Genomic DNA, 21,218 nt, shown 5'->3' with positions numbered 1-21,218 from the left:
AGCAAGGAATGTAGTCGACCAAGCCCGTGAAGGTGTTATCACCCCACTTGAGGTCAACTTAGAGTTAGGCCCAAAAAGGAGTCCGCCATGACCGTAGTCGATCGCCTCAGGTATTTGCGCGTCGTTCTAGTTTTGGCTGGCCTCGCGTGCCTTGCGCTCTACCCACTGATGTTGTTCTGGCCGTCCGGCTGGGCCTGGCACGTCGGTCACTCGGACTACCCGATGATGATCGTTGGCCTCTACGCCACACTTGGGGTGTTCTTGATCCTGGCCGCACGCGACCCATTAGCCAATCTGAGCCTAATCTGGTTCACCGTATGGTCTAGCGCCGTTCACGGAGGAATCATGACCGTCCAGGCGCTCACCCAGCCGGGGCAAATGGGGCACTTGGCAGGTGACGTGCCGGCGCTTTTCATCGTGGCGGTTGCCTTGGCCATCTTGACGCCCCGCTCGCAATTGGCCGCTCAGCCCCGGACACACAATGGGGCCTAAGAGCAAGTTTGACTGTCAGGATCGGGACGAAAATTGCGTTTCAGTAAAGCAACCACGGGCGAGCTGTCGATACGTCAGATCTCAGGTCATCCCGTGGTTTCTGGAAGCTTGGCGATCACCTTGATCTCGAACTGGTAACCGTAGAGCCACGTGACGCCGACGCCGGTCAGCGTCGGGTGCGGCGCGTTACCCCAGAACTCTGGCAGAACCTTCCAGATCGTCTCGAACTTTGATTCGGGATCGACGATGAAGACGGTGACGTCAATCACATCGTCGAAGGTGCAACCGGCAGCGCCCAGGATTGCATTCAAATTGTTGAACGCGAGTCGAACCTGGGCCTCCAGATCGGGTTCGGGCGAGCCGTCTTCGTTACTGCCGACTTGTCCCGACACGAATAAGAAACCATTGGACTTGATAGCCGGCGAATAGCGATTGCGCTCATAAAGCGCCTGGCGTCCGGGTGGAAAAACAACATCACGCTGTGTCATAGGTGCCTCCATCAATGGGTCTACGCAGACCCGGAACAAACGATGTCGAGACTGTAAGGACTTGTGCCTGGGCGATAAACAAGCAACCGTAGCTATCACTGTTTGTGAAATCCAAACAATCTGATCGATAGCCGGGGCAGCAATGGACCGTTTTGATGCAATGCAGGCATTTGCTCGAGTGGTGGAAGCGGGCAGCTTCACCAAGGCAGCCGAAACACTGCACATGAGCAAGACCACCGTGACACAACTGGTCCAGCAGCTTGAGGCACGGTTGCGCGTCAAATTACTTAACCGCACGACTCGCAAAGTCAACGTCACCGCCGACGGTGCCGTTTATTACGAGCGAGTGCTTCAATTGCTGGCCGACATGGACGACGCCGAGACCAGCCTGTCCGGCGCCTCGACGCTGCCCAGGGGCCGGTTGCGAGTGGATGTGCCAAGCCCGCTGGCCAGCATGATTCTCGTACCCGCGTTGCCTGCGTTTTACGAGCGGTACCCAGACATCCAGATCGACATGGGCGTCAGCGATCGTATCGTGGATATGATTGATGAGAACGTCGATTGCGTGGTGCGCGGCGGCGAGCTGACGGATCAGTCGTTAATGGCCCGACGAGTAGGCGACCTCCAGCTTGGTGTTTTTGCAGCGCCCAGCTACCTGGCACGCGTCGGTACGCCTGCGCATCCGCGGGAGCTGGAAGATTCGCATCACCGTATCGTCGGTTTCCTGTGGGCGCGCACCGGCAAAGCCGTGCCCTATGCCCTGCACAACGACGTTGAGAGTGTCCGAATCAAAGGTCGCTACGCGCTGGCAGTCGACGATGGCAATGCCTACCTCGCGGCCGGCCTTGCCGGACTGGGCGTGCTTTGGCTGCCAAAGTACATGTCCAAGACCTTCGAAGCACGCGGCGAGTTAGTGCCCCTGTTCGAGAACTGGAAACTCGATCCGATGCCCATCTACGTGGCATTTCCGCCAAATCGGCATATCAGTATCAAACTGCGCGTGTTCATCGATTGGGTCGCTGAGCTGATGGCACACCATGCGCCTGTCAGCGACGGACATGACTCGTGAATACAGCGTTGGGGAATTCGCCATGGCGGTCGCTTTGTCCAAATGATCGCTGTGACGGCTCCCACCACAATCAGTGCGATGCCCCTCCGGCACCGAGTGCCCGGTAAACACAACAGCAGCCCCAGGCAGGTCGCGAAGATCATTTCCAGGGACAGCAACAGGCTGGCCAGTGTCATGGGCAGGCGCCGGGACGCGATGGTCCAGCCGCCCTCCTCTTTTCAAGACCTGAAGTGAGTCAAGACGATCTGCACAGTTCTCAATACGTTCAGAAGCCAAGAGCGTGGGATCAAAGGCAACACTGTGTCCACTCCCAACGTAAACCGCGCTGGGTTTGAATCCCCACATTATTGGAAGCCTGAATCATGACTACCTTGAACAATGAGAACTGCAGAACGTCCGGCGTCACTCAGAAAGCATCGCTCGGGGTTAGAACCACGGCGATCGGCACCTACGGTGCTTACGTTGCTCTGGCCATCATTTACTTCTGGTTCGGCGGCATGAAGTTCACGCACTATGAAGCCGAGGGCCTGGTCCCGTTGGTAAGCAACAGCCCTTTCCTCGGTTGGGTCTACAACATTTTCAGTGTGGATACGTTCTCCAGTCTGCTCGGTATCCTGGAAGTCTCGATCGGACTCCTTATTGCGGGGCGCCTGCTGTCACCCAAGCTTTCATTGATCGGGGGTGCGTTGTCTGCCGGATTGTTTTTCACGACCTTGAGCTTCATGTTGTCGACACCTGGCGTGATTGAACCCGGCCTCGGTTTCCCGGCCATTTCGGTTGCACCTGGTCAGTTTCTCCTGAAGGATATCGGCTTGCTTGCCGCTTCGGTTTTCGTGGCCGGCCATTCTCTGACTGCACTGGAATCGCGTTGAACCGATGATTTGTCCTCCAGGAATGGCCTGAAACCGCTCGAGGTTTTCAGGCCATTTCCCCATCAGCCTCTCCTGCCGAATCCTTCATCCAGTCCCGGGGGCTGTAGCCCGTCTTGCGACGAAAAGCGCGGGCAAGCGCCGAAGGACTTTCATAACCGACCTCGGCGGCGATCAGCGTGATCGGTCGCCCTTCACGCAGACGCTTTTGCGCCAGGCTGATACGCCAACTCAACAGATAATCGGCCGGTGTCTGCCCGATGACGGCCCGGAAATGCACGGCATAGGCCGCGCGCGACATGTTTGACTCGCTCGCAAGCTCGGCAATCGACCAGGGACGATGCGGTGCGTTTTGAATCTGGACCAGGGAGCGCGCCAATCGTGAATCGGCCAGCCCGGCCATCATTCCGGTGTGCAACTGGTGGTGGTCGAGCAGATGCCGAAACAACAGGATGATCAGCAATTCGAACAAGCGATCCAGCGCAGCCTCCCTGCCGCAATGTCCGCCCGCCGCCTCAACGAACATCCATCTCAACGTGTCGGCCAGCATCGGTAGCTCATCCAGGGGCAGCACCAGCAGGTCGGGTAACGAAGCCGACAGCGGGTTATCGACCCCACCCTCGAACTCCATTGATGCGCACAGGAGTTGAGCCCCTTCGGGTTCATTGGCAAACAGTTGATGCCGGCGTGGTCGGGGCAGAAAAATCAGACTGGGCCGAGTCAGCAGCAAGTCCTTGCGATCGAGCCCCTGCAACGTGAGGGCACCGGCCTGAAGCAGGTGAATATGACCTCGCGTGTCAGCACCGTCGTAAGACGCCATGCCGCAAAGCTTGCCGTTGTAAAAGAGGTTGGCGCGCACGCCGAACTGCGACAACAGTGTAGACAAGCGATCCATGGGCGATCTCTGGGCGAGGTGTAGATACGAAATAGCATATCACCGAGGGGGTTGCGGTCCGGTTGGGTCCTTTCCACACGCGGCGGGTATCAGCAGGCAATTGGCGAATGAGGCCGGCGCATCGACCTCAGGTGTCCACCCGCTTGAGCTTTTGACCTCGCGCGCCAGTGGGTCTGCGGCCCGGCTGAAAGGCCTGTTTCAACAACACTTACAAAAAATGAACATGCAGCCTGACTGTCCATGAGTCTGCACAGTGCAGACTGAAATCAGTATGTTTGTTCTGAGTTTCAGTCTGACTCAGCGGGCGCTCCAGGCGTTGTATGCTTGGCGCACCTGTGTGATACACAACACCTGATTGTGTGAGTCCTGAGTTCTGACGAGGTTTTGCTTATGCCCCACTCCCCACGCATCCCGCAACTGCTGGCCTGCGCCCTGATCGGTTTACTCGCTGGCGGCGCACAGGCGAGCACGCCCTCCCCAGCGCCCGAGAGTTTGCAACCGCTGCTGGTGACGATGAATGAGCGACTGAACATTGGTGATTTGGTGGCGCTGGCCAAGTGGGACAGCGGCAAACCCATCCAGGACAGTGCCCGAGAAGCGCAAGTCATCGCTAACGCCAGGAAGATGGCGGTTAAACGCAAACTGGACCCGGAACAGGTCGCCGAGTTGATCGCCGCACAGATTGAAGCCAACAAGCTCGTGCAATACGGACTGCTCGCCAATTGGCGGGCGGCCGGCAAGGCGCCTGACACACCGCGGCCGGACCTTGCCAAACAGATCAGGCCCCAACTGGATGAGCTGCAAAACCGGCTGTTGCAGCAATACGCTGAGTTCGCGCCCTATCGCAAAGACCCGAACTGCCCCAACTGGCTGGGCGAGGCACGCGCCGGCCTGATCAAGGACCAACTGCATGGTCAGGCATTGATACGCGCGACCGGGGAGCTGTGTGTCGCCGATCAGTGACAGGCCGACGGTAGTCTCGGGCAGCCATTGACTGCATCAATAGTCACCATTAACTCAATGAAGTTCTCTTAAAAACTCCGGGGCGTAACATCGCCTCCATACCAAACAACTACACCCCGGAGCACACCATCATGAAACGCCAAATCCTTCTCAGCATCGCTTTCTCGGTTTTTGCAGTTAACGCTTTCGCCGCTTCTTCTGCTCACCCGGTTGTCGCTGAAGGCGGCTCGGATCGTCTGATTGAAAGTCGTGTGGCTGAAGGTGGTTCGGATCGTCTGATCGAAAACCGCGTTGCTGAAGGTGGTTCTGACCGCCTGATCGAAAACCGCGTAGCTGAAGGTGGTTCCGATCGTCTGATCGAGAACCGCGTTGCCGAAGGTGGTTCCGACCGTCTGATCGAGAACCGCGTCGCCGAAGGTGGTTCCGACCGTCTGATCGAAAACCGCGTTGCCTGAATGAATGGCTTCACAGCGGTACCCATCAAAAAGCCCGGCCTGACCCGCCGGGCTTTTTCGTGAGCTACTTTTAGTACATTCGCATAGCCGCCAGTCGATCTTGGCGGCACTATCAGGGTCTTGCAGCAAGCCATCGGGCGACACTGCATGTGCAACACTGAAACGTTCTACAGAACAACAAAAATACAGGAGTTGAAAATGTCTGAGCTGAACCTGCACCCCAACGCCGCACACTCCCTGAAGCAATGGCACGACATGATCCGCAAGGGTGACTTGAGCGCCCTGCCCGAGTTGTTGGACCCACAGGCAGTATTCCGCTCACCGATGGCCCACACGCCCTACCCGGGAGCGGCCGTGGTATCGATGATTCTCAACACGGTAGTCAACGTATTTGAGGATTTTGCCTATCACCGGGAACTGTCGACGGCCGACGGCTTGAGCGTCGTCCTGGAGTTCAGCGCCAAAGTGAACGGTAAAGAGTTAAAGGGTATCGACATGATCCGCTTCAATGAACACGGAAAAATCGTTGAATTCGAGGTGATGGTTCGCCCATTCAGTGCCTTGCAAGCCTTGGGCGAGCAAATGGGACAACGCCTTGGCGCTTTTCTGGCCGCCAGCAAAGCCTGATTGCAAAGCATCGGTTGGCGCGAGGTGCTGCAGGGGGGCCGATAGGCAACCCGAGCACCTCGCTCTATACCGGCTAATCACCCATTGCAGTTCTTACGCAGGAGTTGGCAATGAACTTCAGATGCTCACTTGCAACCCTAATGATCAGCGTAAGCCTTTTCGGCTGCGCCACTTCAACAGACCATGGCGTGTCTGTCCCCTTGGTCGCCACCCGACAGAACACCGGGCAGATCGGCAACGTCACGCTGACAAGCTGGGAAAAACAGACCGGACTCAGCTTCTTCATCACGGGAGCTCCCAGCGGAGCGACTTTGCCCTTGCGTCTCTACAGCTTCATCCATAAAGGCACCTGCCAGCAACCCGGGCCAGTGGCCTTTGCAATGAACGACAAGGTCAACACCCAGCGCGAACCTGTACGCGGCTGGTCGTTCTCAAGAAGTGCACCGATCGCCCTGCAAGACCTGCTTTCCAGCGAGTATTCCATCGTCGTGCGAACGGCTCCGGAGAGTGGCAACGTCGATATTTTTTGCGGTGACATCAAGCAGGGAGGCGCAGTGAAGTAGCCATTCGAAACGGCTTATTCCCTGTCTTTCGTAGTACGGATGAGGTTGTCCCGTAATTTCACAATGGCTTTCTGCATTTGCACGAATTCGTCGGGATCAAGACCGGTTTGCGGGAAGCCTTCTTCCGTGAGGCCTTCACGCAGTTTTCGCCCCTCGCTTGTGAGGCGGATGCGAACCTGCCGCTCGTCTTCCGGGTCGCGCTGGCGCAGCAGATAACCCATCGCCTCCAGTTTCTTCAGGATCGGCGTGAGGGTGTTGGATTCGAGGAACAGCTTTTCGCCGAGGCTGCCAACGGTCTGGTTGTCTTCTTCCCACAGCACCACAAGGGTGATGTATTGCGTGTAGGTAAGTCCGAGCCGTTCAAGCATTGGCTTGTATGCCTTGCCGAAAGCGAGGTTAGAGGAATAGACAGCAAAGCACAGGAAGTCGGAAAGCTTCAGGTCGAGGGCGGCTGTCTTTTCGGTGGATTTCATGAGCGTTCTCTGTGGCCAAAGACGGATGGACTGCAAGGTCAGACTATACGTCGCATGCGATGGCATCGGAAGTGCTCACTACTACGGCCGGCGCTTTCAGGTCGATCAGGCCTTTGAAGGCCGACGACCGGTCCAACGGGAACGCCCCTTGATCGCGCGGTTCAGATCACTTTCACGCAGGAGCTGACCAGCATGCTGATTTCATACTCGCGCTTGCGTCACCGGGCCAAGGGATGAGCCTGCCCTGCCCCTCTTCTTCACTTTGACGCATGACGAGGATCGTCACGACGGTCAATGTACTCAAGCCCCAGCGGACCTGTTCCGTACACCTGAGAAATATATTCCCCCGATCTGGCCCAGTGAAAATGCGGCGTGTTAGCCGGGAGCACCACGACACTGCCCGGGCCATAAGCGACCAACTTGTCCGGATCAAACACAGACCCAAAACCAATGTAAAACACACCGGACATGACGGTGTATATACGGTCTTCAGGATGGGTATGGGGCATTAACTTCGTGCCATTCGGTACTTTGACTCGCACGACGTAGGGGCCTGGCTTGGCAGGATCACCGACCAGTACAGCCAGTTTTACTGCTTGCGGAAACGCTGGAAAGCTACGCCACTCCACGTCTTCGTTATACAAAGCACCGGTTTTACCGAGCGGCAATGGTTGTGCTTGAACCACCGACAGGGTTGTACACAGGGCAAGAAACGTAGTCAGGCAAGCAGTTTTCATAATGCTCTGAATCATGGGAGGCCCCTGAGAAAAATGTCCTCTCTACTGTAGGGGTGGCGATCGCCTGTGATAATGCCGCTGATGCGTATTTCAGTTGATACGCAATGTAATCAATTCAATAACAGGTGTCATAACACCCCCCCGACTCACGGCGATGGCCAGCCCTTTCACTTCGCGAGCGTCTGCGCTGACACAACCTCCAACGGAGGGATGAATTCAGTCCGGGCTGTTGCCAACCAACAGTTCGCCCGGACGCTCACCCTCCCCCCTCACACCTGATCCATCGCCTCGAACACACCCTTGTCCTCACCCAGGAATCCGCCGCTTTGGTGCTGCCACAGCCGCGCATAGACGCCGTTCTTCCCAAGCAATTCGCTGTGAGTGCCCTGTTCGATGATGCGTCCGTCATCCATGACGATGAGTCGGTCCATGGCCGCAATCGTGGACAGCCTATGGGCGATAGCGATCACGGTCTTGCCCTGCATCATTTCATCGAGGCTTTCCTGAATGGCGACTTCGACTTCCGAGTCCAGGGCGCTGGTGGCCTCGTCAAGCAGCAGGATCGGGGCGTTCTTGAGCATCACACGGGCAATCGCGACGCGTTGGCGCTGGCCGCCCGACAGCTTGATGCCGCGCTCACCCACAAGGGTGTCGTAGCCGGTACGGCCTTGCCGGTCGCTCAGTTGGCTAATGAATCCATCGGCCTGGGCATTGGCCGCGGCGCTGCGAATTTGCGCCTCGGTCGCATCGGGACGGCCGTAAGCGATGTTGTCGCGAATAGAACGGTGCAGCAGGGAGGTGTCCTGCGTGACCATGCCGATGGAGCCGCGCAGGCTTTCTTGCGTCACGTGTGCGATGTTTTGGCCGTCAATGCGAATCTCCCCGCTGTCGACGTCGTAGAAGCGCAGCAGCAGGTTGATCAGCGTGGATTTGCCAGCGCCAGAGCGGCCGACCAGGCCGATTTTTTCGCCCGCGCGAATGCTCAGGCTCAGGCCGTCGAGCACCTGGCGTTCGCCATTGTAGTTGAAGCTCACCTTATCGAAGGTGACTGCGCCGCCAGAGGTCACCAGCGCGCCCGCGCCCGGTGCATCCTGCACCTTGGCGCCCAGGGTCAGTGTTGCCATGCCGTCCTGTACGGTGCCGATGCTCTCGAACAGCGAGGTCATTTGCCACATGATCCAGTGCGACATGCCATTGATCCGCAGCGCCATGGCGGTGATTGCCGCCACGGCACCCGCGCCAACCTCACCCAGGTGCCATAGCCACAGGGCATAACCACCGGCTGCCATGATCAACGCCACCACCAATGCCTGGTTGACGATCTCGAACTGGCTGACCAGACGCATCTGGCGAAAGCCGGTTTGCTTGAAATCCTCCATCGCGGCACGCGCGAAGTGCGCTTCACGATTGGAGTGGGAGAACAGTTTGACCGTCGTGATGTTGGTGTAGGCGTCCGAGATACGCCCGGTCATCATCGACCGCGCATTGGCCTGTTCCTGCCCGACTTTCCCCAGACGGGGTACGAAGTACAGCATGGCCAGACCGAACAACACGACCCAGGCAACGAACGGCAGCATCAGTTTCAGCGCGAAGCCGCCGGCCAGTGCGATGATCGCGATGAAATACACCCCGATCCCGGGTGCGATCTCGATCAGGGTGAAGAGCACGTCGCGCACCGCTAGCGCCGTCTGCATCACCTTGGTAGTGACTCGCCCGGAAAACTCATCGGAGAAAAACGAAAGGCTTTGCCGCAGCATCAGGCGATGGAAGTCCCAACGCAGCCGCAACGGCAAGTTAATCGCCAATATCTGGTGCTGCACCATGGTGCGCAACGCCACCAGCCCGACACTGGTCACCATGACGATGCCCATGCCCCACAACACGCGACTTTCCTGCGCCGCCGCTTCACCGCCCGCCTGCCAGGTCGAGAGCAGGTCCACGACCTGACCGAGGAAGGAAAACAGCCAGGCTTCGTAGATCGATACACAGGCACTGAGCAACGCAAGCGCAAGGATGTAACCGCGGGCGCCCCGGGTACAGGCCCACAGGAAACGAGCCAGACCGGCGGGTGGTGGTGGTACCTCGTCAGGAGGAAAAGGGTCGAGTCTTCGTTCAAACGCACGAAGCATGGTGTTCTCCAAAACGATCAAGTGGGGGAGATTCTGCCATTGAACGGTTGCTTTGAGGGTTTTGTGAAATTGAGGTAAGGCGCTGCTGGCCGATTGCACCGCCGAACTGACTCAGCAATGGCAGAAAGTGCTCGGATTCATGTTCGCTTCGAGCGCCAAGGCACCGGGCGATCCATGGCCCCGGTCGCAGGAATTTGAAATGCACGGCGTTGCTCGACAGAATGGCGCCCCGATTCGGCCAAAGTGCCGGTCGTTTGTGGTGAAAAGGGGTTGCGGTTGAACGAACAGACATTGTCCATGCGCCTGGAACGCGTGGCGGCGCATGTGCCAGCCGGTGCGCGCCTCGCCGATATCGGCTCGGATCACGGCTACCTGCCGGTGGCGTTGATGCGCCGGGGCGTCATCGCATCGGCGGTGGCCGGTGAGGTGGCATTGACGCCGTTCCACTCGGCTGAACGCACCGTGCGCGAAAGCGGTCAAGACCTGCGAATCACCGTGCGCCTGGCCAATGGCCTGGCGGCCATCGAGCCGGAAGATGGGATCACGGCGATCAGCATCTGCGGCATGGGCGGCGAGACGATCCGCGACATCCTCGACAGCGGCAAGGCGCACCTGAGCGGCCAGGAACGCCTGATCCTGCAACCCAACGGCGGCGAGCAGCCGTTGCGCCAATGGCTGATGGACAACGGTTACCGCATCCTCTGCGAGGAACTGCTGCGGGAAAACCGCTTTGACTACGAAATCATCGTCGCCGAGCGCGCCTCTGCGGTGACGTACACCGCCGAGGAGTTGTACTTCGGCCCGCTGCAGATGCAGGCACGCAGCCCGGCGTTCCTGCTCAAGTGGCAGCGCATCTTGCGCCACAAGCAGCAGACCCTGACCCACTTCGCCCGTGCGCGGCAGGCCGTGCCCGAGGCGAAGCTGCAAGAGATCGCCCGGCAGGCCCGATGGATCACCGAGCTGCTGGAACCCGCCGCCGTTATGTAGCGTCAGCCCGATTCTGGAGCAGCGCTCGGGTGTCATTTTCGGGTTCTGTGCGCGCTGACGCTTGCCCCAACCTTTGACCGAGCAGCCGTTAATCGTAGAACGGCTCAACCGATACCCGACTGCCGACAAAAAAGCTGTCAGCCACCAGTCGCAGCGGCTGGAGGTCCAGGTCACTGGTTTTGTCGCCAATCAGCTGTTGGAAATGTCGGTACACCGCCGCGTACTCGCCCTCCTCCGAGACGGCTTGACGCACGCCATCGATACTCAGCAGTGCGCCACCGTTGTCCAGTCGCAGGGTGCCTTCGGTGCAGCGAATCTCAATGCTCCAGAGTTCGTCATGACCGTGGTCGAAATCGAACTCTGCGCGCACGTCGAGGTGACGCGCGTCAGACATTTTGATCGAAGCGGCAATCGGCGACTGGCAGTTATTGGGGACTCGCAGTTCAGCAGACTCGACAAACAGCGGCAGCGCCAACAGATGGGTTGCAATCGACAACGCGTTGATACCGGGATCGAAGACGCCCAAGCCGCCCGGTTGCCAGATCCACGCCTGACCGGGGTGCCATTTGCGTACGTCTTCCTTCCAGTCGATCTGCACGCTGTGCAGGGTGCGGGTAGCCAGCCACGCACGGGCGGCTTCGATACCGGGCGCATAGCGTGAATGCCAGGCGAACAATCCGCTGACGCCTTGCTCCTGCACCTGGCTCACCAATGCCATCGCTTCACCCAGCGTGGCGCACGGCGGTTTTTCGACCAGCACGTGTTTGCCGGCGGCCAGCGCTTGTTGCACCAGCGCGAAGCGCCCCTGCGGCGGTGTGCAAAACGCAATCGCATCGACCTGCGGGCCCTTGTCGAGCAACTCACCCAGGGACCGAAAGTTCTCGACCCCGGCGCAGGGTTGCCCTTGCGTGGCGACAGAAACCAACTGGAACGCGGGGTTGGCGTTGATAGCGGGGACGTGTTGATCCTGGGCAATCTTGCCGTAGCCCACCAGACCGAGACGGATCGGTTGCATCAATGACTCCTGATTTTTTGTTTTTCTTGATACGCGAATCGGCAAGATTACGTTTGTGTGGCGGGGAAGTCATTGATGATGTGCTCACGTTTCATCTGGCACGCGAGCGTGAGCGATGCTATCCCTGCCAACTAACGCCGAGGGTCGATAGCGGCCCGCCACCGACGCCCCCCTGAACCCGGCGTGGCGAAGGCATCGCACCGTCGCCACGCCGGCGCAAAAACAGGTCAGCTCATCCAGTTACCACCGTCGACATTGTAGGTCTGAGCCACCACATATTCGCTCTCGGACGACGCGAGGAAAATCGCCATGCCCGTCAGGTCCTCAGCGGTGCCCATCCGCCCAAAAGGCACTTCCTGCCCCACGCGCTTTTTCTTTTCACCCAATGGCCGGTTCTCATAGCGGGCAAACATTGCATCGACGCCGTCCCAATGCTCGCCATCGACGACACCTGGGGCGATGGCATTCACATTGATGCCATGCTTGATCAGGTCCAGCCCTGCGGATTGGGTAAGGCTGATCACCGCCGCTTTGGTCGCGCAATACACCCCCACGAGGGCCTCCCCTCTTCGTCCGGCCTGGCTGGCCATGTTGATGATCTTGCCGCCATGCCCCTGAATGATCATCTGACGGGCCGCTGCCTGCAGGGTGAAAAGCGTTCCTGCCACATTGATCGAAAACAGACGCTCGAAGCTGTCGCGGGTGATATCGACAATGGGTGCAAGGTCGAACAGTGCGGCGTTGTTGATCAAGATATCCAGCTTGCCGGTCTGCGCGATGACAGCGGCGATGGCCGCATCGATGGACGCCTGGCGGGTAACGTCCATCTCGACAGCGTATGCGTCAGGCCCCAGCTCGGTGGCCGTGGCTTGGGCACGCTCCAGGTTGATGTCCGCGATAGCGACGGTCGCTCCCTCGCGAATGTAAGCCTGGGCAAAGGAACGTCCAATGCCTCGGGCAGCCCCTGTGACAAGCGCGCTTTTTCCTTCGAGTCGTTTCATTGATGGTTCATCCGTTTTCTAACATTCGGGTAAGCCCGATCAAGGGCAGGCGGGGTGTAGCGTTCAGGCAGCGAGACGCATCAGGACAGACCCGCTCCCACATTAATTGCGCAATCCTGTGGGCGCGTGGCTTGTCCGCGATGGAGGCCACTCGGTGTCCAGACAAACCAGGACAGTGGCCCCGATGCACCGTTGGCTACTTGGGATAACCGGCGCGTTTCATTTCACGTTCGGTGGAGGTCTGTGCGGCAGCGAGTGCCTGATCGACAGACATTTGCCCCGTCAGCGCAGCGGAAAACAGTTTCCCCACGGAGGTGCCTATCGCCTGGAACTCAGGAATCGTGACGTACTGGATGCCGACGTAAGGAACCGGCTTGATCGAGGGGTGTGCAGGGTCAGCGTGCTGCATCATCTGCAAGGTCACTTGCGCGAAAGGCGCCGCTTGCAGATAGGCCTCGTTGTACGTGGATTGACGCGTGCCTGGCGGAACATTGGCGATGCCGTCTTTTTCAGCGACCAGCTGAATGTATTCTTTCGACGTGGCCCACGTGATGAACGCCTTGGCTGTCTCTTTATGCTTGGAGGTGGCCGGTATCGCCAGCGACCACGCATACAGCCACGACGAACCCTTGTCGGTGACCTGCGTCGGTGCCGGGGCAAAGCCAACGCGGTCGACGACGTTGCTCTGTTCCTTGTCCGTCGTGAAAGATCCCGCCACGCTGGCATCCACCCAGATCGCGCACTTGCCGCTGTTGAACAGCGCGAGGCTCTCGTTGAAGCCATTGCTCGACACACCGGGTGGCCCATACTTTTTCAGGGTGTCGACGTAGAAGTGCGCCGCGGCGGTCCACTCCGGGCTGGCCAGCTCCGGCTGCCACTGTTCATCGAACCAGCGGGCGCCAAAGGCATTGGCCATGGTGCTCAACAACGCAATGTTCTCACCCCACCCTGCCTTGCCCCGCAGGCACATGCCGTACTGTCCTTTATCGGGTTCGTGCAGCCTGGAGGCGAACTCGCCGAGCTGCGTCCAGGTCGGATGCTCCGGCATGGTCAACCCGGCGCCCTTGAACAGGTCGGTGCGGTAATAAGTGATCGTGCTTTCACCATAGAAAGGCAAGGCATAGAGCGTGTTGTCGACCGACAAGCCCTGGCGTACCGAGGGGAAGATGTCTTGCAGATCGTAGGCCGGCGGCAGTGCCGTGATCGGCTCAAGCCAATGCTTGGCACCCCACAGCGGTGTTTCATAAGTACCAATTGTCAGCACGTCGAACTGCCCGCCCTGAGTCGCGATATCGGTGGTCAGGCGCTGACGCAGGACGTTTTCTTCCAGCACCACCCAGTTGAGCTTCACGTCGGGGTGCTGCTGTTCAAAGATCTTGGAGAGCCGCTGCATCCGGATCATATCGCCATTGTTCACAGTGGCGATGGTGACCGTTTCGGCTGCATGACTGACGAGGGCAAAAGACAGGCCGGCAAAAATGTACAGTGCTTTCGGGATGGTCATCGTAGTGCTCTCCGCTTCGCGCCCTGGACGACGGAAGCTATTATTTTTGTTGTTAACCATTGCCGGGCAAATACAGCTGCGCAGCCATGGTGGACGGCTTGATTACACCAGCTTGGAAAACCCCGGACAAACGCACAGAGGACGGCGACCCGATACTTTTTTTACCGTCCCCGGGACACAGCCTGGCGATCAAAAAAGTATCAGTGCCAAGCAATCCCCGAGCTAGCAAGCGCCAGGCAGGAAGGCGTATGTTGCCTGCATACGAACAACAAATAACAAAGAAAGAGACCTGCCATGCCTGATAGCCGAGCCGCGCTGTTTGAACAGCGCCCCGCCGAACTGGAGGTCATTCTTCCCGAGCCCGATCATTGTTTTCGCTGGTATGAACACGACTACCCCTACTCCCTGGCTCGCTGGAATCACCACCCGGAATTCGAAATCCATCTGATCCGCCAAGGCAGCGGCAAGCTGGTTGCGGGCGATTACATCGGCGCATTCGGTGCCGGACATGTGGCGCTGATCGGCCCTGATCTGCCCCATGACTGGATAGGCGATCTGGCACCCGGCGAGTTCCTGGCAGGACGCGATGTGGTTCTGCAATTCGACGGTGCCGCGATTCTGGCCTTGCGTGAAACGATGCCCGAACTGGGCGAGCTTCAGCACCTGTTTGAACGTGCACGCCGGGGCCTGGAGTTCTGCGGCGCAACGGCTGTGCAGGCCGCACATCTGCTGGAAGACATTGGCCCCGCTCAGGGGCTCGAACGCCTGATTCTGTTTCTGCAACTGATCAATGCACTGATGAAAGCGCCTTCCCAAGACGTCCATGTGCTCGCCAGCGCTTACTACGCGCCAACCCTGGATGCCCAAAGCTCCGAGCGCATCCACAAGGCCTTTGACTACTTGTTGACCGAGCTCACAGGCGACATTCGCCTATCGGTGATTGCCCAGCGCCTGAACATGAGCGAGCCCGGTTTTTCGCGCTTCTTCAAGCGAGTCACCGGCCACGGTTTCATCGACCTGATGCGCAAGCTCAGGGTTCAGCGTGCCTGCCGGCTACTGTTGCAAACCGAGATGTCAGTGGCGGGCATCTGTTTTGAAGTGGGCTATGAAAACCTGTCCAACTTCAATCGGCACTTCCGTATCGAAATGGACCAGACCCCGAGTGAATACCGTCGCGGTTCGGCGATGACCCTGTTCAATCGCAACGGTCCCCACGCCTCCCTGCCGTTCACCAAAGCCCATTGAATGAGCGATGCGAGCCAGGCGGTTCAGCCTGGACTCGCTTCCATTGCGCTCAAACCGCCGGCTGATGACTGGTCACACAGTGAATCCCTCCGCCACCCGCCGCGACGGCGTCGATATTGAGCTGTACCACCTCCCGGTCCGGGTACAGCTGCGACAACAGTTCAAAGGCCTTCGTATCCGCCGTTTTGTCACCAAACTCGGGCGCAATGACCGCGCCATTCACCAGAAAGTAGTTGATGTATCCGGCAGCAAAGTCCGGGTTGTTGCGGGTGAACTGACTTTTGCGCGGATTGAGCGGTGGCGACAAGGTATGCACCTGCAGCTTGCGGCCATCCGCATCGGTGGCGTTTTTGAGGATGTCCAGGTGCGCCAATGTCACGTTCCGGTCGTATGAATCGGGGTCGTTGTCGAGGTTGGCGACCACCACGCCCGGCTTGACGAACCGCGCGTAGAAATCAACGTGAGCGTCGGTGATGTCCTTGCCCTTGATGCCCGGCAACCAGATGATTTTGCGCAACCCCAAACGGTCTTTCAGTTCCTGCTCGACCTCGGCTTTGGTCCAGTCGGGGTTGCGGTTGCGGTTGATCCAGCTGCTTTCGGTCATGATCCCCGTGCCGTGGCCATCCACTTCGATACCGCCGCCCTCGCCCACCAGTTCGCTGCGCAGATAACGTGCCTGCGTAGTCTCGGCCACCAAAGCGGCCACTTGCGCATCCTCGTCATGCTGCTGTTTGTTGCCCCAGCCGTTGAAGTTGAAATCAACGGCGCCGAGTCCGCCTTCGCCATCGATGACAAAATTGGCGCTGATATCGCGCATCCAGATGTCGTCAAGCTCAGTGGTGACGTAGGTGATATTGGCCGTGCCGCACTGTCGTTCGGCCAGACGCCGCTCGCCCTGGCGGCAGAACACGGTGACCGGCTCATAGCGGGCGATGGTGCGGGCGATCAGGCCCATGGTCGCTTGCACTTCGGGCGTGAAATCCTCCCAGATGGCGCTCTGTGCGCCAAACGCGATGAAGGCCCGTTCATGTCGGTCGCCCTCGTCCGGCATGCGCCAACGACCTTGTGTCGCTGCGTGCACGGGCGCAAAGCTGAAGCCGAGGGAAGCTGCGGCGCCGAGACCGGCAATCACCGACACCTGCTTGATGAAATCCCGACGTGTCGGCATGTGTTGATCCTTGTCTGAAGCACTCATTTCGCTGTCGCCGTCTTGAATTTGGTCCAGGTGCGCATCCGCGCCCGCATGTCGGATTGGGGAATGTCCTTGCCCGGAATCAGCCGCGCATAGGTGGCCTCATCGAGGTAAATATCCGGGTTGTTGCGCATCGTCGCATCGACGTCCGGGCGGGCCTTGGCGTTGGATGTCGGGTAGCCGGTGAAATTGCTGATGGCCGCCATGTTCTGCGGGCGCATGACGAAGTTGATGAACGCGTAGGCGTACTCCGGGTGTCTGGCGTCGACTGGAATGGCCATGGTGTCCATCCACACGGTCGTGCCTTCGCGGGGAATGCGGTACTCGAATCGAGTGTGCTTGCCGGCGCTGTCCGAGGTGCGTTGTGCCTGGGTCATGTCACCGCTGTAACCGAGGGACAGGCACAGGTTGCCGTTGACCAGATCGGTCACGGGTTGCGACTGGAACTTGCGAATGTGCGGTCGCAGCTTCATCAGCAACTCACTCGCTGCGGCCAGGTCTTCAGGCTTGGCGCTGCGCGGTTCACGCCCGAGGTAGTTGAGCACCACCGCCAGCACTTCGTCCGGCGAGTCGATTATCGAGATGCCGCAATCGGCAAATTTCGCCGCCAGTTCCGGTTTGAACAACATGTCCAGGCTGTTGACCGGGGCGTCGGGCGAACGCTGTTTGACCTGTTCGTCATTGTAGGTCAGTCCGATGGTGCCCCAGGTGTAGGGGACGGTGGCCTGGCTCGACCTTTCGTACTGCCTGCGCAGCTTCTGCAAACCGGGTTCGATGTCGTCCACAGCGGTGAGTTTTGAGCGATCCAGCGGCAGCAGGCTGCCGGCGCGCATCAAGCGTTCGGCGACGGTGTCGCCGGGGAAGATCAGGTCATAACCACTGCCGCCGGCGAGCATCTTGGCCTCCAGGGTTTCGCTGCCGTCCATGACGTCGTAGATCACCTTGATCCCGGTTTCGGCAGTGAATCTGGCGAGGGTGTCTTCGGCGAAGTAATCGGCCCAGTTGTAGAGCCGCAGGGTCTTCTCTTCGGCGTGCAGCGGCGACGAGGCGATTGCCCATCCCAAGGCGCCGAGCAACAGCTTGCGGGGAATGCGCATATCAAACTCCTTGAGTGTTCCAGCGTGCATGAAGGTGACGACCGTCCTGACTCAGCAACGCCCCGTACATGTCCGGGCGACGGTCGCGGTAGATGCCCCAGCTCAGGCGTTCTTCGCGCATGGCGTGCAAGTCCAGGCTGTGGACCAGCACGCCGCTGCTGTCGCGATCGGCCTCGGCGAGCAACTTGCCCTTGTGGTTGCAGATAAACGACGAGCCGTAGAAGCTCATTTGCAAGGCCGCATCGGTGGTCGCCACCTCACGACCGACGCGATTGGCCGCCACCACCGGCAGGATGTTCGCAGCGGCATGGCCACGCATGGTCATCTGCCAGTGGTCACGGGAATCCAGCGCTGCACACCCCGGCTCAGAGCCGATGGCGGTGGGAAACAGCAAGACTTCGGCGCCCATCAACGCCAGGCAGCGGGCGGTCTCGGGGAACCACTGATCCCAGCAGATCCCGACGCCGAGGCGCCCGAACGCCGTGTCCCAGACACGGAAACCGGTGTCGCCGGGGCTGAAATACTCCTTCTCCTGGTAGCCGATGGCGTTGGGGATGTGGGTCTTGCGATACACCCCCAGCAAGCGCCCGTCGGCGTCGGCCACGCTCAGGGAATTGAAGTAGGCATTGCCAGCCTTCTCGAACCAGCTCAGCGGCAACACCACCCCCAACTCCTTGGCCAGCGCAGCAAAGCGTTTGAGTACGCCGCTGTATCGATACTCTTCGGCCAACGCCAAATGTTTATGGCTTTGCTCGATGCAGAAATACGGCGTAGCGAACAGCTCCTGTAACAGGATGACCTGGGCGCCCTTCGCGGCCGCCTCACGGATCAGTCGCTCGGCCTGATCGAGATTGTTCGGCAAGTCCCAGGTGCACGGCATCTGGGTGGTAGCAATCGTCAGTAGCGTCATGGTTTCACCCCTGCACTGGCCAGGCGGGCTGCTGCTGGGTGATGCAATGCACCCCGCCGCCACCATGGGCCAAGTGATTGATCCGCACCGGCACCACCTCGCGCTCCGGGAACGCCCGGGCCAACACTTCGGCCGCCGCATGGTCGGCGTCGATGCCATAGGCCGGCATGATGATCGCGTGGTTGGCGATGTAAAAGTTGGTGTACGAGGCACAGAACACTTCGGCTTCGGTGTCCACGGCATCGGTGGCTTCATAGAGTTCGATCAGCTCGAACGTGCGCCCGTGGGCATCGGTGGCCAGCTCCAGTGCGCGACGGTTTTCCCGTGCAACCTCGGCGTACACCGAATCTTTGTCGTGGGTGGCATCCACCAGCAACACGCCGGGGCGGGCGAAGGCGCAGACGCCATCGACGTGGCCGTCAGTCATGTCGCCCGTCACGTAGTCCGGGTCACCCGGCAGCCAGATGGTTTTCTTCACCCCCAGCAGACGGGTGAAGATTTCCTCGATCTCGGCCTTGGTCATGCCCGGGTTGCGATTGGGGTTGAGCAACACCGATTCGGTGGTGATCAGCGTGCCCTCGCCGTCGACATGAATCGCACCGCCTTCGTTGCTCAGCGGGGTGCCAAAGCACGGCACGCCGAGGCGATTGAGTGCGCGGCGCGCCAGGCTTTCGTCGAGGTTATGCAGCGACTTGCCGCCCCAGGCATTGAAGCGCCAGCTCACCCCGCCCAGACCGTGTTGCGGATGGCAGACGAAGCTCGGGCCGGAGTCGCGGCACCAACTGTCGTTCACGGCCAATTCGATCAATTCGATGTTGGGCCCACACAGCGCTTTGGCACTCGCAACGGCCGACGGGTCGACGACCATTTTCACCGGTTCGAACCGGGCGATGGCGTTCGCCACCCGGGCAAAATCCTCTTGCACCAACGGCAAGGTGACGCCCCAGCCCGACTCCCAAAGCGCCTGGTTGTGTGGCCAGACCATCCAGGTCGCGGCGTGCTTCACCCACTCTGCCGGCATCCACCAGCCACTGTTCTGAAGTTCGTTCTGCTGCATGACAAGCACCCTTGAGTTAAGTCATTGTGTTCAATGAAAATTGCCTTCGCGGTCCTGGCATGCATGCTACGGCCGTAAAACAAGGCCAACAAACGATGGATTTTGTAGAAAAGTGATTAGAGGAACTTATCGATATGCTCAAGCACTGGCCCCCGCTCAACACCCTTCGCGGCTTTGAAGCCGCCGCCCGCCTGGGCAGTTTTCACAAGGCGGCCGACGAGTTGCACCTGACCCAGTCGGCCATCAGCCAGCAGATCCGCACGCTTGAGGCGTACCTTGAGCAGCCGTTGTTTTTTCGCAGTGGACGCAGCGTCAGCCTGACCGATGCCGGCCACGATCTGCTCAGCACCACCCAGGCGTTATTGCAGCAACTGGCGGTCGGCATTCGTCGCCTCGGGCAATACCAGAAACCCAACCAACTGGTGCTCAACACCACGCCGACATTCGCCCGTCATTGGTTGCTGCCGCGTCTGGGGGATTTTCGTCGTCAGCACCCGGAGGTCGACCTGTGGATTTTCAGCACCGATGAAGTCCCGGACATGACCACCCAGACCATCGACCTCGCGGTGCGTGACGACATCAGTTCCCAGGCCGAGTGCAGCTTCAAGGTGTTGCACGCCGACCGCCTGTACCCGGCGTGTCATCCAGACGTGTTGACGGTGCCCGTCGAGCAGCGCACCACCCTTCACGGAGAGCGGGAGATGGACTGGAGTCATTGGGCGGTGGAGGCCGGGATTGATGTCGGGCAGAAGGATCAGGGGCTGAATTTCTCCGACCCCGGCCTGCTGCTGGACGCCGCCTGCGCGGGGCTCGGCATCGCCCTGGTCAGTCAGTTGCTGAGTCGGCCGGCACGTGACAGCGGACTGTTGCAGCCCTTGGTGGAAGACACCATTCGCGGCCCGAACTGGGCCTTGCTGACCCATCGTGACAGCGAGAACAATCCGCTGGCGCGAAGCTTCGTCGAGTGGCTGTTAAGTAACCTGGACGCAACGAGCCAGACGTCTCCCGCACTTGCAATATGAAAGGGGACTCGGCTAATGGCCAGTATCCTCAGCCAAGTCCGTTGATGAAGTTCATATTGAACAACAGAACACTCAGCCTAGTGCTATTGAGAGAAGTCGCTTACAAAAAACTTAATTAGTTCAAAAGAACTTCCAGTGCGCCATGACATTATTCAGGCGCCATTTAAGTGACTTGTATTTCACAAAAACCACTCGCTAATGCCGCCGACCGAGACTGCAACAATCATTCAAAAATTCAAACACACCGACGAATGGACTTTAAATATTAAAACCCTTTAAAAACAATAAGTTAATATTCTATTACCAACTAAAACAAAACCCCTTCAGAAAAACACAAAACCAAAAAAAGACAGGGATCAGTTATAAAAGTTTCAAACTCATTTAATAAATAATAAATCCCATGTAACGCTTTAAAACATCTCTCTTCA

22 protein-coding genes are annotated in these 21,218 nt (G+C 59.0%); 10 read left to right on the top strand and 12 right to left on the bottom strand.

Annotated features, from left to right (window positions below):
• Positions 1–87: 87 nt before the first annotated feature.
• The gene (locus AC1ROI_RS05090) at positions 88–492 is read left to right on the top strand and encodes a DUF6632 domain-containing protein (RefSeq protein ID WP_102594916.1); all 405 of its coding nucleotides are present in this window, start codon (positions 88–90) and stop codon (positions 490–492) included.
• Between the two features lie 86 nt (positions 493–578).
• Here the strand turns inward: AC1ROI_RS05090 and AC1ROI_RS05085 are convergent, their stop codons facing one another.
• Complete coding sequence (locus AC1ROI_RS05085) at positions 579–980, bottom strand: RidA family protein (RefSeq protein ID WP_010459176.1); 402 nt, start codon at positions 978–980, stop codon at positions 579–581.
• A 142-nt stretch (positions 981–1,122) separates the two neighbouring features.
• On the opposite strand from AC1ROI_RS05085, the gene AC1ROI_RS05080 reads away from it, so the two are divergent.
• On the top strand, positions 1,123–2,049 hold the full coding sequence (locus tag AC1ROI_RS05080) for a LysR family transcriptional regulator (protein WP_102594917.1): 927 nt from the start codon (positions 1,123–1,125) through the stop codon (positions 2,047–2,049).
• Positions 2,050–2,411: 362 nt separating this feature from the next.
• The gene (locus tag AC1ROI_RS05075) at positions 2,412–2,921 is read left to right on the top strand and encodes a YkgB family protein (RefSeq protein WP_010459172.1); all 510 of its coding nucleotides are present in this window, start codon (positions 2,412–2,414) and stop codon (positions 2,919–2,921) included.
• Between the two features lie 46 nt (positions 2,922–2,967).
• Here the strand turns inward: AC1ROI_RS05075 and AC1ROI_RS05070 are convergent, their stop codons facing one another.
• Positions 2,968–3,813, bottom strand: coding sequence for a helix-turn-helix transcriptional regulator (locus AC1ROI_RS05070; protein ID WP_102594919.1), 846 nt, complete (start codon positions 3,811–3,813; stop codon positions 2,968–2,970).
• Positions 3,814–4,203: 390 nt separating this feature from the next.
• Between AC1ROI_RS05070 and AC1ROI_RS05065 the strand changes: the two genes are divergently transcribed.
• The 4 genes from AC1ROI_RS05065 to AC1ROI_RS05050 all read left to right on the top strand — a co-directional run bounded on the left by AC1ROI_RS05065 (position 4,204) and on the right by AC1ROI_RS05050 (position 6,421).
• Entirely contained in the window at positions 4,204–4,776 is a 573-nt protein-coding gene (locus AC1ROI_RS05065) for a chorismate mutase (RefSeq protein WP_102594920.1), read from the top strand.
• 131 nt (positions 4,777–4,907) lie between these two features.
• Entirely contained in the window at positions 4,908–5,231 is a 324-nt protein-coding gene (locus AC1ROI_RS05060; RefSeq protein WP_102599589.1) for a hypothetical protein, read from the top strand.
• 198 nt (positions 5,232–5,429) lie between these two features.
• Positions 5,430–5,858, top strand: a complete 429-nt coding sequence (locus AC1ROI_RS05055) for a nuclear transport factor 2 family protein (RefSeq protein WP_010459164.1) — start codon at positions 5,430–5,432, stop codon at positions 5,856–5,858.
• Positions 5,859–5,968: 110 nt separating this feature from the next.
• The gene (locus AC1ROI_RS05050) at positions 5,969–6,421 is read left to right on the top strand and encodes a hypothetical protein (RefSeq protein WP_102593386.1); all 453 of its coding nucleotides are present in this window, start codon (positions 5,969–5,971) and stop codon (positions 6,419–6,421) included.
• Positions 6,422–6,435: 14 nt separating this feature from the next.
• On the opposite strand, the gene AC1ROI_RS05045 is transcribed toward AC1ROI_RS05050, so the two are convergent.
• The 3 genes from AC1ROI_RS05045 to AC1ROI_RS05035 form a co-directional block, all read right to left on the bottom strand.
• A complete protein-coding gene (locus AC1ROI_RS05045) occupies positions 6,436–6,894 on the bottom strand; it encodes a MarR family winged helix-turn-helix transcriptional regulator (protein ID WP_010459160.1) in 459 nt (152 codons plus the stop codon).
• A gap of 257 nt (positions 6,895–7,151) precedes the next feature.
• Positions 7,152–7,646, bottom strand: a complete 495-nt coding sequence (locus AC1ROI_RS05040; protein WP_010459158.1) for a cupin domain-containing protein — start codon at positions 7,644–7,646, stop codon at positions 7,152–7,154.
• A 254-nt stretch (positions 7,647–7,900) separates the two neighbouring features.
• Positions 7,901–9,760 (bottom strand): ABC transporter ATP-binding protein, encoded by a 1,860-nt coding sequence (locus AC1ROI_RS05035; protein WP_077750115.1) that lies wholly within the window; start codon positions 9,758–9,760, stop codon positions 7,901–7,903.
• 276 nt (positions 9,761–10,036) lie between these two features.
• Between AC1ROI_RS05035 and AC1ROI_RS05030 the strand changes: the two genes are divergently transcribed.
• A complete protein-coding gene (locus AC1ROI_RS05030; RefSeq protein WP_219734250.1) occupies positions 10,037–10,747 on the top strand; it encodes a tRNA (adenine(22)-N(1))-methyltransferase in 711 nt (236 codons plus the stop codon).
• Between the two features lie 88 nt (positions 10,748–10,835).
• Here the strand turns inward: AC1ROI_RS05030 and AC1ROI_RS05025 are convergent, their stop codons facing one another.
• The 3 genes from AC1ROI_RS05025 to AC1ROI_RS05015 form a co-directional block, all read right to left on the bottom strand.
• Positions 10,836–11,762 carry a Gfo/Idh/MocA family protein gene (locus AC1ROI_RS05025; RefSeq protein WP_077750111.1) on the bottom strand — a complete coding sequence of 309 codons (927 nt, stop codon included), beginning with the start codon at positions 11,760–11,762 and terminating at the stop codon, positions 10,836–10,838.
• Positions 11,763–11,989: 227 nt separating this feature from the next.
• Positions 11,990–12,763 carry an L-iditol 2-dehydrogenase gene (locus tag AC1ROI_RS05020; protein ID WP_077750110.1) on the bottom strand — a complete coding sequence of 258 codons (774 nt, stop codon included), beginning with the start codon at positions 12,761–12,763 and terminating at the stop codon, positions 11,990–11,992.
• 196 nt (positions 12,764–12,959) lie between these two features.
• Positions 12,960–14,267, bottom strand: coding sequence for an ABC transporter substrate-binding protein (locus AC1ROI_RS05015; protein WP_102593384.1), 1,308 nt, complete (start codon positions 14,265–14,267; stop codon positions 12,960–12,962).
• A gap of 294 nt (positions 14,268–14,561) precedes the next feature.
• Here AC1ROI_RS05015 and AC1ROI_RS05010 point away from each other — a divergent pair, with 294 nt between their 5' ends.
• Positions 14,562–15,512: a helix-turn-helix domain-containing protein gene (locus tag AC1ROI_RS05010; RefSeq protein WP_010459147.1), complete on the top strand. Its 951-nt coding sequence runs from the start codon at positions 14,562–14,564 to the stop codon at positions 15,510–15,512.
• A 49-nt stretch (positions 15,513–15,561) separates the two neighbouring features.
• Here the strand turns inward: AC1ROI_RS05010 and AC1ROI_RS05005 are convergent, their stop codons facing one another.
• Genes AC1ROI_RS05005 through AC1ROI_RS04990 form a run of 4 tightly spaced genes read right to left on the bottom strand, consistent with a single transcriptional unit; the run spans position 15,562 to position 19,768 of the window.
• On the bottom strand, positions 15,562–16,680 hold the full coding sequence (locus AC1ROI_RS05005) for an agmatine deiminase family protein (protein ID WP_102593383.1): 1,119 nt from the start codon (positions 16,678–16,680) through the stop codon (positions 15,562–15,564).
• Between the two features lie 23 nt (positions 16,681–16,703).
• Entirely contained in the window at positions 16,704–17,801 is a 1,098-nt protein-coding gene (locus AC1ROI_RS05000; protein ID WP_102593382.1) for an extracellular solute-binding protein, read from the bottom strand.
• A 1-nt stretch (position 17,802) separates the two neighbouring features.
• Positions 17,803–18,711 (bottom strand): N-carbamoylputrescine amidase, encoded by a 909-nt coding sequence (gene aguB, locus AC1ROI_RS04995; RefSeq protein WP_077750105.1) that lies wholly within the window; start codon positions 18,709–18,711, stop codon positions 17,803–17,805.
• 4 nt (positions 18,712–18,715) lie between these two features.
• Positions 18,716–19,768, bottom strand: coding sequence for an agmatine deiminase family protein (locus tag AC1ROI_RS04990; RefSeq protein ID WP_102593381.1), 1,053 nt, complete (start codon positions 19,766–19,768; stop codon positions 18,716–18,718).
• 134 nt (positions 19,769–19,902) lie between these two features.
• Between AC1ROI_RS04990 and AC1ROI_RS04985 the strand changes: the two genes are divergently transcribed.
• Entirely contained in the window at positions 19,903–20,790 is an 888-nt protein-coding gene (locus tag AC1ROI_RS04985; protein WP_102593380.1) for a LysR substrate-binding domain-containing protein, read from the top strand.
• The last annotated feature ends 428 nt before the right edge of the window (positions 20,791–21,218 follow it).

The sequence above is a fragment of the Pseudomonas sp. GW823-FHT02C02 genome (assembly GCF_058797635.1).
This window is presented reverse-complemented; position numbering and strand designations above follow the sequence as displayed.